General features: G+C 62.5%; 16 protein-coding genes and 2 tRNA genes. 9 read left to right on the forward strand and 9 right to left on the reverse strand.

Going from position 1 to position 15,700, the window contains the following annotated elements; genetic code table 11:
* Window positions 1–103: 103 nt before the first annotated feature.
* The 4 genes from AC3G7M_RS15960 to AC3G7M_RS15975 are packed head-to-tail and all read left to right on the forward strand — an operon-like array spanning window position 104 to window position 4,724.
* A complete protein-coding gene (locus AC3G7M_RS15960; protein ID WP_489213115.1) occupies window positions 104–1,201 on the forward strand; it encodes a sugar ABC transporter substrate-binding protein in 1,098 nt (365 codons plus the stop codon).
* A gap of 2 nt (window positions 1,202–1,203) precedes the next feature.
* Complete coding sequence (locus tag AC3G7M_RS15965; protein ID WP_489213116.1) at window positions 1,204–2,703, forward strand: sugar ABC transporter ATP-binding protein; 1,500 nt, start codon at window positions 1,204–1,206, stop codon at window positions 2,701–2,703.
* Between the two features lie 18 nt (window positions 2,704–2,721).
* On the forward strand, window positions 2,722–3,738 hold the full coding sequence (locus AC3G7M_RS15970) for an ABC transporter permease (protein ID WP_489213117.1): 1,017 nt from the start codon (window positions 2,722–2,724) through the stop codon (window positions 3,736–3,738).
* Window positions 3,735–4,724 carry an ABC transporter permease gene (locus tag AC3G7M_RS15975; RefSeq protein WP_489213118.1) on the forward strand — a complete coding sequence of 330 codons (990 nt, stop codon included), beginning with the start codon at window positions 3,735–3,737 and terminating at the stop codon, window positions 4,722–4,724. Before AC3G7M_RS15970 ends, AC3G7M_RS15975 begins: the two co-directional genes overlap by 4 nt.
* Here AC3G7M_RS15975 and AC3G7M_RS15980 read toward each other — a convergent pair.
* From AC3G7M_RS15980 to hemA, 5 genes are all read right to left on the reverse strand, one after another.
* A complete protein-coding gene (locus AC3G7M_RS15980) occupies window positions 4,675–5,250 on the reverse strand; it encodes a TetR/AcrR family transcriptional regulator (protein ID WP_489213119.1) in 576 nt (191 codons plus the stop codon). The two genes, AC3G7M_RS15975 and AC3G7M_RS15980, sit on opposite strands and share 50 nt — an antisense overlap.
* 198 nt (window positions 5,251–5,448) lie before the next feature.
* Window positions 5,449–5,649: a hypothetical protein gene (locus tag AC3G7M_RS15985; protein ID WP_489213120.1), complete on the reverse strand. Its 201-nt coding sequence runs from the start codon at window positions 5,647–5,649 to the stop codon at window positions 5,449–5,451.
* Window positions 5,650–5,657: 8 nt separating this feature from the next.
* The gene (locus AC3G7M_RS15990) at window positions 5,658–6,317 is read right to left on the reverse strand and encodes a DUF3313 domain-containing protein (RefSeq protein ID WP_489213121.1); all 660 of its coding nucleotides are present in this window, start codon (window positions 6,315–6,317) and stop codon (window positions 5,658–5,660) included.
* Between the two features lie 428 nt (window positions 6,318–6,745).
* Complete coding sequence (locus AC3G7M_RS15995) at window positions 6,746–7,210, reverse strand: CHRD domain-containing protein (RefSeq protein WP_489213122.1); 465 nt, start codon at window positions 7,208–7,210, stop codon at window positions 6,746–6,748.
* Between the two features lie 109 nt (window positions 7,211–7,319).
* On the reverse strand, window positions 7,320–8,531 hold the full coding sequence (gene hemA, locus AC3G7M_RS16000; protein ID WP_489213123.1) for a 5-aminolevulinate synthase: 1,212 nt from the start codon (window positions 8,529–8,531) through the stop codon (window positions 7,320–7,322).
* Window positions 8,532–8,845: 314 nt separating this feature from the next.
* Between hemA and AC3G7M_RS16005 the strand changes: the two genes are divergently transcribed.
* A complete protein-coding gene (locus AC3G7M_RS16005) occupies window positions 8,846–9,412 on the forward strand; it encodes a biotin transporter BioY (protein WP_489213124.1) in 567 nt (188 codons plus the stop codon).
* A 138-nt stretch (window positions 9,413–9,550) separates the two neighbouring features.
* On the opposite strand, the gene AC3G7M_RS16010 is transcribed toward AC3G7M_RS16005, so the two are convergent.
* Both AC3G7M_RS16010 and AC3G7M_RS16015 read right to left on the reverse strand, forming a co-directional pair.
* Window positions 9,551–9,626 (reverse strand) — tRNA-His (locus tag AC3G7M_RS16010).
* A 62-nt stretch (window positions 9,627–9,688) separates the two neighbouring features.
* Window positions 9,689–10,888, reverse strand: a complete 1,200-nt coding sequence (locus tag AC3G7M_RS16015; RefSeq protein WP_489213125.1) for an aminotransferase — start codon at window positions 10,886–10,888, stop codon at window positions 9,689–9,691.
* A 300-nt stretch (window positions 10,889–11,188) separates the two neighbouring features.
* Here AC3G7M_RS16015 and AC3G7M_RS16020 point away from each other — a divergent pair, with 300 nt between their 5' ends.
* The gene (locus AC3G7M_RS16020; protein ID WP_227306787.1) at window positions 11,189–11,527 is read left to right on the forward strand and encodes a P-II family nitrogen regulator; all 339 of its coding nucleotides are present in this window, start codon (window positions 11,189–11,191) and stop codon (window positions 11,525–11,527) included.
* A 109-nt stretch (window positions 11,528–11,636) separates the two neighbouring features.
* Entirely contained in the window at window positions 11,637–13,061 is a 1,425-nt protein-coding gene (gene glnA / locus AC3G7M_RS16025; RefSeq protein ID WP_489213126.1) for a type I glutamate--ammonia ligase, read from the forward strand.
* Between the two features lie 99 nt (window positions 13,062–13,160).
* Here the strand turns inward: glnA and AC3G7M_RS16030 are convergent, their stop codons facing one another.
* The gene (locus tag AC3G7M_RS16030) at window positions 13,161–13,295 is read right to left on the reverse strand and encodes a hypothetical protein (protein WP_489213127.1); all 135 of its coding nucleotides are present in this window, start codon (window positions 13,293–13,295) and stop codon (window positions 13,161–13,163) included.
* 164 nt (window positions 13,296–13,459) lie between these two features.
* Window positions 13,460–14,431, reverse strand: a complete 972-nt coding sequence (locus AC3G7M_RS16035) for a S1C family serine protease (RefSeq protein WP_489213128.1) — start codon at window positions 14,429–14,431, stop codon at window positions 13,460–13,462.
* A gap of 427 nt (window positions 14,432–14,858) precedes the next feature.
* On the opposite strand from AC3G7M_RS16035, the gene AC3G7M_RS16040 reads away from it, so the two are divergent.
* Window positions 14,859–14,933, forward strand: a tRNA-Thr gene (locus tag AC3G7M_RS16040).
* Window positions 14,934–15,523: 590 nt separating this feature from the next.
* Entirely contained in the window at window positions 15,524–15,682 is a 159-nt protein-coding gene (locus AC3G7M_RS16045; RefSeq protein WP_489213129.1) for a hypothetical protein, read from the forward strand.
* Window positions 15,683–15,700: the final 18 nt, after the last annotated feature.

Here is a 15,700-nt window from a genome sequence, read left to right on the forward strand (position 1 = left end):
ATGTGCCGACCGATCCCATATCGGCAAACGTCCACAAGAAACGTCTACAACACAAGATTGTCCGCGAAACACGTCCGCAGAGACAACGGGGAGGACTTTGACCATGACCATTCAGGCCACGCGTCGCCATCTATTGCAGACAGCGGGTTTCGGGCTTGCTGCCCTGCCGCTGATGGTAGCGTCACCAGGCTTTGCTCAAAGCGCGGGCAAGACCTACAAGATCGCCCTGTCGAACTCTTATATCGGCAATAAGTGGCGCCTGGAGATGGAAAACGTCTTCAAGGCGGCCCTCGCGATGGACCCTTTCAAGACCGAGGTGGTCGGCTCGATCTACAATTCCGGCAATGACGTCAGCAAGCAATCGCAGCAGATTTCCAACATGATCGCGGAGCGCGTGGACGCCATCGTGATCGATGCGGCCTCGCCCACCGCCCTGAACGGCATCATCCATCAGGCGACGTCGCGCGGCATTCTGGTTGTCAGCTTCGATAGCGGTGTCACCGCCCCCTCTGCCATCAAGGTCAATATCAGCCAGTATGAGCTGGGCAAGGGCTGGGCCGAATGGATCGTCAAGCAGATCAATGGCCAGGGCAATGTCATCATGGTGACAGGCGTGGCCGGGACGGAAGTCGATCTTGACCGCAACAAGGGTGCCGACAGCGTCTGGGCGCAGCATCCGGGCATCAAGGTCGTGAACCGATTCACAGGCATGTGGGACTCCTCAACCGCCGAGCGCAATACGGCCGCCGTGCTGCCGTCCCTGCCCAAGATCGACGCCATCTGGTGCCAGGGCGGCACGGACGGCGTGCTGAAAGCGTTCATCTCCGCCAACCGTCCGCTGCCGCCGACGGCAGGCGAGGCGGAGAACGGCTTCCGCAAGATGATGCTGGGCATCGGCGGCCATACGGTGACTGGCTATTCTGCCGGCAGCCCGCCCTATCTTTCTCTGATGGCGCTGGAACTTGCCCGTCGTATCCTCAACGGAACCTATCCGAAGAAGAACATCGATGTGCCCAACGTCTTCCTGGCGAATGCCGACCTGAAGCTTGGGGTGAATGTCTTCGCTGATCAGCCCGACAGTTTCTTCGATGACTTTACGGCCGGTGGCCCGACGACGCCGGTCGATATCTGTGCGTCAGCCGCGATCGACGGCACGGCTTGCACCGACCAGAAACTCATCATCAATCTGCCGGCTGCCTGATCGTGACCATTGCCGCTGTTGAAGCGGTCGATATCGGCAAAGCCTATGGCGGTGTTGCGGCGCTCACGAAAGCGTCCTTCACCGCCAGCGCCGGCGAGGTTCATGCCCTCGTCGGCGAAAATGGCGCCGGCAAATCGACCCTGATCAAGATCATGGGCGGGCGGGTGCGGCCGGACAGCGGAGAGATCCGTATCGGCGGCCAGGCCGTTTCACTGTCGGGCCCTGCTGCCGCGCATCACCTTGGTGCCTGGACGGTATTTCAGGAACTGACCCTGCTGCCCTGGATGACGGTCGCGGAAAATCTGCTGCTGCGGCAGGAACCGCGCAGCGGCCTCGGCCTGATCGACCGGCAGGCGACGCTGCAGGAAGCAGACGCGCTGCTGGCCCAGTTCGGCGTGCTGCATATCGATCCGCGCGCGCTTGTGGAAGACATCTCTCTGGCTGAGCGTCAGACGGTAGAAATCGTCCGCGCCGTCAGCCACGATCCCAAAATCCTGTTTCTGGACGAGCCGACCTCCTCCCTGGTCGAGCGCGAGGTTGAGTGGCTGTTCGGCCAGATCCGCCGTCTGCGCGACAGAGGCTGTTGCGTTGTCTTCACCTCGCACCGCTGGGCGGAAATCCGCAGCATAGCCGACCGCATCACGATCTTTCGGGGTGGCCAGGATGTCGGCACCTTCACCGATATCGACGAAGACGAGGCCGTGCGGCTGATGACCGGCAGGCGGGTTGAAGCGCTGTACCCGCCCCTCACGCCGCAGCCGATCGATGCCCCGGTGATGGTGCAAGCCCGCGACCTGTCCGGGCACAATCTGCATCAGGTTTCCTTCGCGCTGCATCGGGGTGAGGTGCTGGGCATCGGCGGTCTGGCCGGACACGGCCATCGCGAGCTGTTTCGCACGCTGTTCGGCGACGCCCATGCCGCCGGCGGCACGCTGAGCGTGCAGGGTGAGGAGAAAAAATTCCGCTCGCCACGCGCCGCAATCGCTGCCGGCATCGCGCTGGTGCCGGAAGACCGCAAGACCGAAGGCCTGCTGCTGCGCATGAGCGTGCGGGATAATGCGTCGCTCGCCATTCTCAAGCGGCTGACGCGGTTCGGCATTCTCAAGCCGCAGGAAGAGCGCCGCGAGGCGCAGAAGGTGGTTGATTCGCTGCGCGTGCGCACGGCGGGAATCAACCTCGCGGTCGGCGCCCTCTCGGGCGGCAATCAGCAGAAGGTTCTGCTCGGACGGTGGCTCGCGACCGAATGCCAGATTCTTCTTTTGTATGACGTGACGCGGGGCGTGGATGTCGCGACCAAGCATGAGATTTACGAGCTTGTTTCCGCCCTTGCCCGCGACGGTCACGCCATCCTGTTCTATTCCAGCGATGCCGAGGAACTGGCACATCTGTGTCACCGCGTCCTTGTCATGCGCGAGGGCGTCGTAGCGGCCGAGTTGCACGCCCCCGGCATCACTGCCGAAGACATCGTCTCCGCCGCCGTGCGCGATCATCGTGCCGCCTGAGAAGATTTGAGCCCCAATATGCCCAATCCGGCTTCCCCACCCGAGACGATACTGGCGGCCAGCAGCCCACGCCGCTCGCGCCTTTCGCACGCTTTGTCGCAGAATGTCGGCCTGGCCCTGGTCATAGCGCTGCTGACCGCCTGTATCCTGCTCTACTGCGTCCTTTACATCGTGACGCAGCATCGGCTGCCGGGCGGTTTCGAGCTGACCTCGACCATTGACAATACGATGCCGCTAGCCTTCGCGGCCCTAGCACAGACCTTGGTTGTGCTGACACGCGGCATCGATCTGTCGGTTGGCGGCGTCATCGATCTGACCAACGCGGTCGCCGCACAAACGCTGATGGGCGGTCCCGTTGTGACCACATTGTGGACGATCGCCATTCTGCTGATCGGCGCTCTATGTGGCCTGGTCAACGGCGTTCTGGTCGCGATCGGCCGCTTGCAGCCGATCCTGGTGACGCTGTCCACGCTGTCGATTTTCCAGGGTATCGCGATCAAGATTCTGCCGCAGCCGGGTGGTGCCATGCCGCCAGGCTTCACGGCCGTGCTCGCCAATCCCAATGTGCCGCTGTCGCTGATCTATATTCCGATCATCGGCATCCTTTGGGCGATCTTCCGGCGCACATCGCTGGGCGTTGCCGTCTATGCCGTCGGCAATGACGCGATGGCGGCCAGCAGCCACGGCATCTCCGTCCGGCGCACGACCATCCTGGCCTACATGCTGGGCGGCGTGGCCTCGGCCTGCGCCGGGCTGTTTCTGGCAGCCAATGCGACCGCAGGCGACGCGACGACGGGCGACACCTATACGCTGACCTCGATCGTCGCCGCCGTGCTCGGCGGCGTCAGCCTGTTCGGCGGACGCGGCAGCGGCCTCGGCGCCCTGTTCGGCGCCTTCGTGACCGTGATGGTCGTGAACATCCTGTTCTTCGCCCATATCGATCCGCTCTATCAGACCTTCTACGAAGGACTGTTCCTTCTCGCCGCGGTCGTCGCCGCGAATATTATCGGTCAAATCGTGAGGCGCCGGCGATGAGTGCCGCAGAGACCAAGACCCCGGCCAGGCGGCAGCCCCTTCTCAACCGGGAACGGCGCCGCATCCTCTATGCCTTCCTGGCCGCCATCCTGCTGTTCATCATCGGAGAGCTGGTGCGGCCGGGATTCGCCTCGCTCGGCGGCATCCGCTCCATCCTGGTGGTCGCGTCCTTCGTGGGCCTGGTTGCGGCCGGGCAGACCTTCGTCATCCTCATCGGCGGCATCGATCTGTCGGTGCCCTGGGTGCTGAATGCCGGCGCCATCCTGATGGTGACAAGCTCCCTGGGCCATGATGCGCGCGCCATCCCGGCGCTCGCTCTGACACTCGGCATGGGGGCAGCGATCGGCGCCATCAACGGCGCCGGCATTGCCCTGCTCGGCATTCCCGCCGTCGTCATGACTCTCGCCATGAACGGCATCATGCAGGGACTGACGCTGGGCCTGTCCGGCGGCATGACCTGCACCAGCTGCGGCGCCTATGCGCCGCCCGTGGTGCAGGCGGCGGTGCATCAAAGCTTCCTCGGCCTGCCGATCGTGCTGTGGATCTGGATCGCCGTCATCATCGTGGTGTCTTTCGTGCTCGCCATGACGCGGTTCGGGCGGACGACTTATACGGTCGGCAACAATGCCCGCGCGAGCCACCTGGCTGGCATCAATGTCTCGGCCGTGACCATCGCCCTTTATGCGCTGAGCGGCTTCTTCGCGGCACTCGCCGGCATCATGCTGGTGGGCTTCGGCGGTCAGGCCGCCCTCGGCATGGGCGACCCTTACCTGTTCCAGTCGATCGCCGCCGTCGTCATCGGCGGCGTCTATATTCTGGGCGGCCGCGGCCACTATCTGGGCTCGGTTGCAGGCGCCATCAGCCTGACCGTTCTGGTCAGCGTGCTGCTCGCCTTCAACATGCCGGATTACGGCCGCAGCATCGTCTATGGCCTCGTCATCCTCGCGCTGCTGCTACTTTACGGCCGCGAGGAGGAGAGTAGCTGACGGCCGCATCAGCATCAGTCTTTGCCGAAGGCTTCCGAACCGGCGCCGCGGGCGCGCTGTTCGACCAGTGCCTGTCATTCTGCAGGTAATCGAACAGACGCTCGCGCTCTGGCTCCGATACCGGACAAATCCCCAGTATCTCTGACAAGGCCAGCCCCATGGCGGCAGACCAGCGGATCAGAGCGATGGTCGGGTCAGGCGCTTCCGCCTTCACGATCTCCACCCGCTGGGCGTCGTTTTCCCTGATCCCTGCGACCAGTTCCGGCGCTTCCGCCATGGCCGTGGCGATCGCGAAAGTCGCCGATTTCGGATGAGAAACCGAGGTCCTGAAGGCCGCTATTTGCGCCGCCAGATGACGCTCGGGCTGTTGCGGCGGCATCGCCTCCAACAAGGATTGATAGAGCGCCGTCCCCTTCTCGATCTGATGCTCAAATAAAGCCTTGAGCACAGCCTCTTTGGTGCGGAAATGGTGCAGCACGCCGCCCTTGCTGACACCGCTTTCCCGCGCGATGGCGTCGATGGTCAATTTGGCCGCCCCCTCCCGCGTGACGACCGCAAGGGCGGCCGCGATCGCCGCGTCGCGGGTCCGTTTGGACCGAAGGGAATTCTCCATGACGCGTCTCTTCTATCCTGTCGGTGTGCAAGGCTACCGCACCTTCCTGCGCAAAAACAGTCCGCGCATCTTTTTTGTGTGGCCCATCGGCCGGATCGGCGCGGACAAGCTTTAACTCGAGAAGGGACCGCGCGCGATCTCGCTTTTTCCTTCGATGCATTTCGGCTGCTGCATCGCCGCGATATGGCAGGCAACCACGCCCAGACTGAAGCCGATGAACAGCGCGGTCGATGACCAGAAGATGATCTTCATCAGAGGATGGCGCGGATAGCTGAACTCATCCGCGGGCCGCTGGGACAAGTTCGCTGACACGGTCATGATCATTGCAGCCGATTGGCCAAAGCATCGCTACCCTTGTCGATGCCGGTTTTGGCGGCAGCGAGAGACCCGAATGTCGCCATCGGGTTAAGAGCATTCGGATACTGTTTTTCCTCGTATGCTTCGAGCAGCTGTCCGCTTGATGCATCCTGAATTTCGACCGCATAGATCACCCAGCCGGTCATCAGGCCGCCCCCGCCGCTGATGGCCTGCACGCCGTTATAGAGATTTCCGCCGATATCGAGATGCGCCAGGCTGCTGATGACCGGTGTGCTGGCTTTGGCGCCCGTCAACGTCACTTTGATGCGGACCGTTCCTGGACCTGGATCTTTGACGAGGACAAAGCGCCTCGTCAAAGAATTGGTGAATGCGGTTTGCGCGTATTGGGCAAGGTCCTGCCTGCTTTTATCGCTCATGGACCCGAACTGGTTGTCCGGTCCGCTATAGATCACGACTGGGTCGATGATAGCGTTTTGATAGCGGGACCAATCCACGGCAGTTTTGTAGCGATAGGGAATCTTTCCCGAATCAGCGCCGTGATTGGGTTTGAGATAGGCGCTGGATGAGAGGCCCGCATACGGGGCGGGCTGCGGGCCAGCGCAACTCACCAGCAGCAGGCATCCGACCGCAGCCGGGATCGATTTCATAAGATACGCGTTCACGCTTCCACTCCTCACCCATGATCAGGTTCTGGAAGCGCTCCATAGGCGGTAAAATAAAAACCGTCTAGACGGTATTTTATTGGTCGCTAAAAATAAACCGTCTGGACGGTTTTGTAGTGGGACCGTATAACGCCTCGCGGAATGCGAGGTGCTCAGATGGCGTCGTTTGCCCCGGCTGCCGATTTAAGGATAACGGTTGATTCAGAGAGGCTGTCCGGGCCCGGATATCTGGATGGCGACCGCCACGCCCTCCAATCCGAGATGAGCGGATCGCGCACCGAAGCGACGCCCGCCCTGACACGACAACTCGGCGACATGCTCCCTATCCTTTTATGGATAGTGCTTCTTCTACACCCGGCATTGCTGATCGCACTCTCCTTCCATTGGGGTTTGCTCTGACCCCAATGGAAGGCGCGACTGATTACTGCTCAGTTGCTCGGCTGAACGTTCAGCTGGCCGCGGATTTCGCCGTTCGGAAAAGCCTGGGTATGCAGATTGACGTAATAGAGGCCGCCAAGAAGCTGCGAAACCTGATCCAGCGTCAGCTTGGCGCTGCCGGTGAAGGGGCTCGGAAAAGGCGGCTGGAAGGGCACAACAACGCCGGCATCCATGCCCGGCGTGGCGGGGCCGTGGATATGCGCGGCGAGCACGGGGCCCGAGAGGCCGGCATAATCGACCTGCCAGCTCAACGTCAGGGTCGCAGGGTCATAGGTCGCGGTGGCATGGCCAATGCCGGTCGGGGGCGCGCCCGGCACCGGCACCAGCTTCGCCGTCAGCGTCACCGGATCGGCATGGGCGACCGAGACGCCGCCAAGCCCAGCCACGGCGAAGGCCGCGACCGCCGCAAGCGACAAAAGGCCGCGGCGGCTAGATGAAACGATCGACTGCTTCATAATATCTTCCTTGGGGTCTGAGACTTAGGCAGGCAGGTGCCTGGCATTCTTCATGCCCTATCCTGTACAGGATTGGATGACAGGAAGATTACCGATCCTTTTTATACGCTTAAGCCGCCTTCTGGCCCAGGGTCGCGAAAATTTCAGTGAGCGCCGCGATCAGATCATCCATCATCGCGTCTGTATGCAGCGGTGTGGGCGTCAGCCGCAGGCGTTCGGTGCCACGCGGCACGGTCGGGTAATTGATCGGCGTCGCATAATGGCCGTAGCGCTCCAGTAGCAGACGGCTGACGTCGCGGCACAGATCGGCATCGCGGATCATTAGCGGCACGATATGGCTGACGGACGGCAAGCGCGGCAATCCGGCCGCATCCAGCTTTGTCTTGAGCCGCGCGGCATTGGCGAAAAGCGCGGCCCGCAGCGCGTCGTCCTGTCGAATGCGGCGGATGCTGGCCAGCGCCGCCCCCACGACCGACGGCGGCAGGGAGGTTGTGAAGATGAAGCCCGGGGCGGTGGACCGGATAAAGTCGATCACCACGGCATCGGCCGCCACATAGCCGCCATGGGCGCCGAAGGCCTTGGCCAGCGTGCCTTCGATGACGGTCAGGCGATGGGCGACGCCGTCGCGCTCCGATACGCCGCCGCCATGAGGGCCATACATGCCGACGGCATGGACCTCGTCGAGATAGGTGAGCGCACCATATTTGTCCGCGAGATCGCAGATGGCCGCGATCGGCGCGATATCGGCGTCCATGGAATAGACGGATTCAAAGGCGATCAGCTTCGGCGCATCGGCGGGCGCGGCTGCCAGAAGCTCGTCCAGATGCGCCAGATCATTGTGGCGGAAGACATGGCACTGCGCCGGGCTGGTCTTGATGCCGGCGATCATCGACGCGTGGTTCTTTTCGTCCGAAAAGCAGATGAAACCGGGCAGGCTGCGCAAAATGGCGTTCAGCGTCGCCTGGTTGGAGACGAAGCCGGAGGTGAACAGCAGGGCCGCCTCCTTGCCATGCAAGCTGGCCAGTTCGGCCTCCAGCGCATCATGCAGTGGCGAGGTGCCACCGATATTGCGCGTGCCGCCGGCCCCCGCGCCTAAATGTTCCAGCGCATCGCGCGCACCGGCGATGACCGCCCGATCGACGCCCATGCCCAGATAGTCGTTCGCCGACCAGACGGTGACGGACCGGACCTCGCCGTTCTGGTGCATCCTGTAGACGGGAAAGGTCGCAGCCTCGCGCTGCAGGGGCGTGAAGTGACGATAGCGCCCCTGGGCTTTGATATCGGCCAGATGCGTCCGGCAATGGGTGATGAAATCGGTCATTCGGCAAATCTCCCGCACCGCACAATACGCGCTCACCCATCAGGCCGGACACCGGACTGGACGAATGCCTGCCGTCCCGCGCGGCCATAGCAGAGGCAGCCTGCTGAACTGTGACCGAACGCGAACGACCATCGGCGACATGGCTCTTTTCGGTGAATTTTGGCGCGCTGTGCCTGCCCTGGATGCAGGACTTGCTTGCGCGGAAGCGTGAGGACGGGCAGCATATGCATTCACGCGGTGTATGAAGACTTTGGCCCAAGCTCAGCCCTGAGGCTTTGTTCAACCTCCGCGTCTGGCCTTTTTTGGAGTTGCTCATGCCCGCACAGGCGAAAACCACCACCGTCGGACGTCCTCGGCCCAATGCGCTGCCTTTGCCCCTGCGGGCCGTGGCCATTGGCCTTGGCGTATGCGTGATTGCCGCAGCCGCCCATATTTCCATCCCCTTCTGGCCTGTGCCGATGACGATGCAGAGCGGCACGATCCTGCTGCTCTCTGCGGTCTATGGCAGCGGCCTGGCCGAAGCGACGCTGGCTGCCTACATCGTCGCCGGTGCGCTCGGCCTGCCCGTCTTCGCGTCCGGCGCGGGCCTCGCCTATCTGGTCGGCCCGACCGGCGGCTATCTGCTTGGATTCCTGGCAGCGGCAGCCTTGATGGGCTTCTGCGCTTCCCGCGGGCTGATGCGTGGCTGGATGGGTACCATCGCCGCTTTCGTGGCCGGGCTTGCGCTGATCTACCTGCCCGGCGTCGCCTGGCTTGCCGTGCTGTTCGGGCCGCACAAGGCGATGGCCTTTGGCCTGGTGCCCTTCCTGCCGGCCGAAGCAACCAAGCTTGCCATGGCGATCCTGCTCTATCGCGCGGGCCGTATGCTGCGCGCTGGCTGAAGCGGCGCCCGCATCGCTCACGCAAACCGCGCTCCGGGCAACCGGGCGCGGTTTTTTTTGTGCGAAACGCGAAACGCGCCCCGATCAGGCGCGCGTCTTAACCTCGGTTATTTCGGAAGGAGCAGAAGACCGGGAGACTGGGGCGATCGATGGGGCTCGAACCCACGACATCCAAGACCACAACCTGGCGCTCTACCAACTGAGCTACGACCGCCACCCGGTCTCTGGCTGCCTTGATGTTGTCATCAAAGCGCTGAGGTCCGCCGTTTAGACCGATCAGTCCGCAGCCGTCAACGCCAGCTGGGCGGTATTCTGCCCCGCGCCGAAGTAGCGGGTAAGACGTGCAATCGCCTCGTCCAGCACCTTGGTCTGCTTGCAGAAGGCAAAACGCACATGGTGGCGCGGCTTTTCTCCCGCATAGAAGGCCGAGAGCGGAATGGCGACGACCCCTGCCCGCTCGGCCAGCCGCATGCAGAAGGCCGCGTCATCCCCGTCCGAATCGAGCGCCGCATAGTCGGCGAGCACGAAATAGCTGCCGCCTGAGGGCAGCGTCTTGAAGCCGGCGGCGGTGAGACCCGCCACCAGATGGTCCCGCTGGGCCTGCAGATCGGCCGCCAGGCCAGCGAAATAGCTATCGTCCTTCGCCAGCCCCAGGGCGACCGCGCGCTGCAGATTGGGCGGCGTGGTGAAGGTCAGATTTTGATGCGCCTTCGCGACCACACTCATCAGTGCGGCCGGGCCGGTGATATAGCCGACCTTCCAGCCGGTCAGGCTGAAGGTCTTGCCGGCCGAGCCGATGCGCAGGCAGCGCTCGCGCATGCCGGGCAGCGTCATCAACGGGATATGGCGCAAACCGTCAAAAACCAGATGCTCATAGACCTCGTCGCAGACAGCATAGGCGTCATACTGCTGCACCAGACCCGCGATGAAGCCCAGTTCCTCGGCCGAGAAGACCTTGCCGATCGGATTCATCGGGCTGTTGAGCAGGATCGCCTTGGTACGCGGCGTGAAGGCCGCGGCCAGTTCGGCCCGCGGCAGATCCCATGCCGGGGGCGCCAGCCGCACCAGCTTGGGCACGCCGCCGAGCAGCTTCACGACCGGCAAATAGGTGTCATAGAGCGGCTCGATCAAAATGACTTCATCGCCCGGATCGATCAGAGCCATGAGCGATGCGGTGATCGCCTCAGTCGCGCCCGAGGTGACGACGACCTCGCGATCGGGGTCGATGTCGAGACCATAGAAGCGGGCATTGGCGGCAGCGACGGCCTGGCGCAATTCCGGCACGCCGGTTAGCGGCGGATACTGATTGCGGCCGTCCTGCAGCGCGGCAGCAGCGGCGGCCACGATATCGGCAGGCCCATCCGTATCGGGAAACCCCTGGCCCAGATTGACCGCCTGATGACGGACCGCCAAGGCGGACATGACCGTGAAAATGGTGGTTCCCGTATTGGCGAGCAGGCTATTAGCAGGCTTCACGTCAGAACTCCCTCAACGCTGCGTAGTTTGCCGAAAATAGCGGCACGGGACAATCGTTCTCACCGCCAATCGGCCCTGCGATTCTTTGTACGCTTTGCGGGCAAAACAAGCAGGCAATCGCCTAAACGGCAGGCTTTCCGCGCTTTCCTTCATGAAAAACGCGTCAGACACCGCGCTGCCGATTGCAGGCCAAGGCTGGGCGTGCGAGCTTGCGGCCGCATGGAAGGTGCCCGCAGCGTTATGGCCGCCAGTTTGCATGGGGTTTGAGGCCGGGCTCATCCGACCCGCTACGAGGATGCGATGAAGAAAATTGAGGCCGTTATCAAACCTTTCAAGCTCGATGAGGTGAAAGAGGCTCTGCATGAAGTTGGCCTGCAGGGCATTACCGTCGTGGAAGCCAAGGGTTTCGGCCGCCAGAAGGGCCATACGGAGCTGTATCGCGGCGCCGAATATGTGGTGGATTTCCTGCCCAAAGTTAAAATCGAGCTGGTCTGCGAAGATAGCGTCGCTGAACGTGCGGTTGAGGCGATCATGAACGCCGCCCGCACCGGCCGTATCGGAGACGGCAAGATCTTCATCAGCACGGTTGAAGAAGTGATTCGCATTCGGACAGGGGAACGCGGCGCAGACGCCGTTTGACGCTGAAAGACGTGCCGAAGCGGCCGTGCCTTTGCGCGCGGCCATGATGACCCGGTCTGCGTCACTGCAGATCAAGACGCCTTAAACATGCATGTACGAGGATTTCAGGATGGCGAGTGAGTCCCTGACGGGTGTTCAGAAGGTCATGGAATTGATCAAGGAACATTCTGTCGAATATGTGGATCTGCGCTTCACCGACATGAAGGGCAAATGGCAGCACACCGCCCAGCATGTTTCGACGATCGACGAAGATTCCTTCGTCGATGGAATCATGTTCGACGGGTCCTCGATCGCCGGCTGGAAGGCGATCAACGAATCCGACATGATCCTGATGCCGGACCCGGACACGGCCGTCATGGACCCCTTCACTGCCAAGCCGCAGCTGATCCTGTTCTGCGACATCGTCGAACCCTCGACCGGCCAGGGCTATGCCCGCGACCCGCGTTCGACCGCGAAGCGCGTTGAGGAATACCTGAAGGCGACCGGCATCGGCGACACCATCGTGGTGGGCGCGGAAGCCGAGTTCTTCATCTTCGACAGCGTGAAGTTTGGCACCGGCGGCAATTACGGCATCTATCAGCTCGACAGCATTGAAGGCCCCGGCTCGTCCCTGAAGGACTATCCAGAAGGCAATATGGGCCACCGCCCGGCCGTCAAGGGCGGCTATTTCCCGGTCGCACCGGTTGATGGCGACGTCGATCTGCGCGCCGAGATGCTGTCCACCATGGGCGAGATGGGCCTCATCATCGAGAAGCATCACCACGAAGTGGCGCAGAGCCAGCATGAGCTTGGGACACGCTTCCAGACGCTGACCAAGATGGCCGACGACATGCAGATCTACAAATACTGCGTGCACAACGTCGCCCATAGCTACGGCAAGACGGCAACCTTCATGCCGAAGCCGATCTATGGTGATAACGGCTCGGGCATGCATACCCACCAGTCCATCTGGAAGGACGGCAAGCCGCTCTTCGCGGGCAATGGCTATGCCGATCTGTCCGAGATGTGTCTGTATTTCATCGGTGGCATCATCAAGCATGCGAAGGCCATCAATGCCTTCACCAACCCCTCGACCAATAGCTACAAGCGCCTGATCCCCGGCTTTGAAGCTCCCGTGCTGCTCGCCTATTCGGCGCGCAACCGGTCGGCCTCCTGCCGCATCCCCTACACCACCAGCCCGAAGGCCAAGCGCGTCGAAGTCCGCTTCCCGGACCCGACCGCCAACCCCTACCTCGCCTATTCGGCGATCGCGATGGCGGGCATCGACGGCATCAAGAACAAGATCCATCCGGGCGACGCCATGGACAAGGATCTGTATGACCTGCCGCCGGAAGAGCTGAAGGAAATCCCCACCGTTTGCGGCAGCTTGCGCGAAGCGCTGGGCGCGCTGGCGGCCGACCACGAATTCCTTCTGCAGGGCGACGTGTTCACCAAGGACATGATCGAAGCCTATATCGAACTGAAGTGGAAGGAAGTGTACCGCTTCGAGCACACCCCGCATCCGGTCGAGTTCGAGATGTACTACTCCGCCTAAGGCTGTCGGCCTGGCTAAAAGCAGAGGGGGGAGCCAATGGCTCCCCCCTTTTGCGTTTCAGCCGGCGCCACAAAGGAGGGCCGGCCGATCGCAGGATGATCAGTCCTTCTTGGCGCTGCCCTTGGTGGGCAGAGCCGTTGTCTGCTTGAAGGGTGACTGCGCTGGAGCGAGCGTCTTCTTGCTCGCCTTGGGCTTCTTTGGCTCGCGCCCGCCCTTGTCTCGACCTTTGGCCATGCTGGGCTCTCCTCGGCTGTTCACGCTGCCTCGCAGGCGCTTGCCGGCCGCTTGCTACAACAGCGGCGCGGCCAGTGCTCGGCGCCAGCCATCAGCTGGAGCCCTAAACTGTCACGCGGCGCGCAAAGAAGCCATCCTTGGTGATGCGCTATCCGGCCGTTTCCTCAATGGAGGCGCGGACCCTTGAGCAGCTGATGGCGGTCCACGCTGGTGATCGGCACGCGCATCTCGCGCTCATCCCGCTGCACGGACAGCACCAGCTTCGCGCCGGCCGGTCCACGACCGCGCAGCGAGCGCCAAAGATGCGCGAGGCTGAGAACCTCCTCGCCTTCCACGGCCAGAACCTGGTCACCCTGGCGCAACCCGGCAAGATCCGCCGGACCACCCTCGGCCACGCCGCCGATGAGCACCCGCTCCTCTTCCTCCATGGCGTAGATGCCAAGCCAAGGCGCACCCGGACGGTTGACGCGGCCATAGCGGGTCAGATCGCCAAAGACCGAATGCAGCAGGTCGATCGGCACCACCATGTTCATGTCCAGCCGGTTGCCGCGGGCATCATCCTGCTGCAGGCTGAGCGACCCGATACCGAGTAGCTTCGCCGTCCGGCTGATCAGCGCGGCCCCACCCCAGAAGGGATGCGCAGGCGCCGTGAAGAAGGCGTCATCGAGCAGGTATTCCCAGTAGCCGGCAAATTCCTGCCGGCCGACGATGCGCGTCTCGATCGCCATGCGGCGGCCCCCGGCCGAGGCGAAAATGGCCGGCTGGCCGATCTCAACCTCCGCGCTGCGGCCAAGTTCCATCGCAGGGGCCGTCAGCCGGCCAAGCGGCTGGACCAGGCCAAAGCCGGTCTCCGCGTCATAGGCCAGTGCATGACCGGGCAAAAGCTGACCAGCACCCGTGGATATCCAGATCGTCTCGGCTTCGGCGATGAGATAGCCGATGGTCAGGATAAGCCCGTCTTCCCGAATTACCACGCCGGAACCCTCGCGCTCGGTGCCCAGCGCTGACGCCGTGAAGGCATCCGCGGGGGCACCGACGCGCAAACCCACGATGGAAGCCAAGGCGTTTTCCAGGTCAAAGGGATAGTGCGCCGGATCGGGCTGCAGATTGGCGGGGACGGCATTATCCTTGGGCATGATCACGGCTCCAGATACGGCAAGTCGGACGGGCATGAGACGCGACGGCCCGGTGCCCTGACGGCGCATCGGATCGCCCGCCGCCGATGGCGGCCAGGCATGATGCCCAAAGCCACCATTGGAACAAGAGAATGATCTGGCCCGCGGCAGGGCGCAACTCCCCTGCGGCAGTCCCATGATTTAGCGGACCCCAGGCTGTCGAGCAGGGCCACCATATCGGGATGCGTTTGGAGCGGCGCAAGCCCACCGCTGCACGCGCTGTCTGCCACCGTCGCGGTCTGAAAAGCGGGTGAAACGACACGGATGGCACGGGCGGCCCAGATCATTGCAAGCTATGGGCAAAGCGGGCTAAAAGCCCGGCCAGCCGATTATCTGATGATGTCGGCCATGCCGCGGCCCGCAAGGATTGTGGTCTGCTGGCCGGTGCGCCGGGTTAGCACAGTGGTAGTGCAGCGGTTTTGTAAACCGAAGGTCGGGGGTTCAAATCCCTCACCCGGCACCATTTTGTCAGCGCCTGTCAGAATATGGCGGATGGCGCCGCGCTGCGGCCCCGCCATCCGTCCAAATCGCACGCCGCCCATGAGAGCGACCCTCAGATCACAAATGTCCTAACGCCCCACAAAAGGCGCTTGCCTAAATCACACATATGCAGTAGGAAATTTGGAGCAGCTGGCGGCGGTCTTCGATCGTGCCGCTGCTTTCTTGGACGTTTCCTCCCTAAACTTGGCGGCACCTGCGTGCCGCCTTTTTTTTGTCTAAGGCGAGGCCTCTAGAGCACTTCCACCCTGCTTTGACAAGTGATTCTTTCTCCGCCAGTAATACTGGCGTAATAATGTTTCAATATTCACTATAACGAATACGGCCACCCGACAGGCGCAGAATCACGGCAGCCTTCTCCGATGGCGGTCCCGGTGCTGCGATTGTCGGTTCAGTCGATCCATGGCATGGATGAAGGATGTCGATCTTCCAGCCATGTCATCCAGAGTGCCCTCGATGAAAGCTTTCGGAATTGCCCTTCTCCTAGCCGCCTGCGCTTGTGGCGGCCAAGCCTGGGCAGGGAGCTATGGGTGTTCGGAAGCGGACAAGACAGACATGAACCATAATGCTGCGAATCCGACGGAACCGGGCACCATCGGCGGCTGCGGCACTGGCCATTACAAGGCGCATAAATACAAGAAGCACCAGAAGAGCCTCGAGAATCAGCAAATCATCGAGGGTCCGAACCGCCTGGGCACCGGCCAGAGTTTCTAGCCGGCGTGAGCGGAGGCG

This window comes from Acidisoma sibiricum, assembly GCF_057837225.1.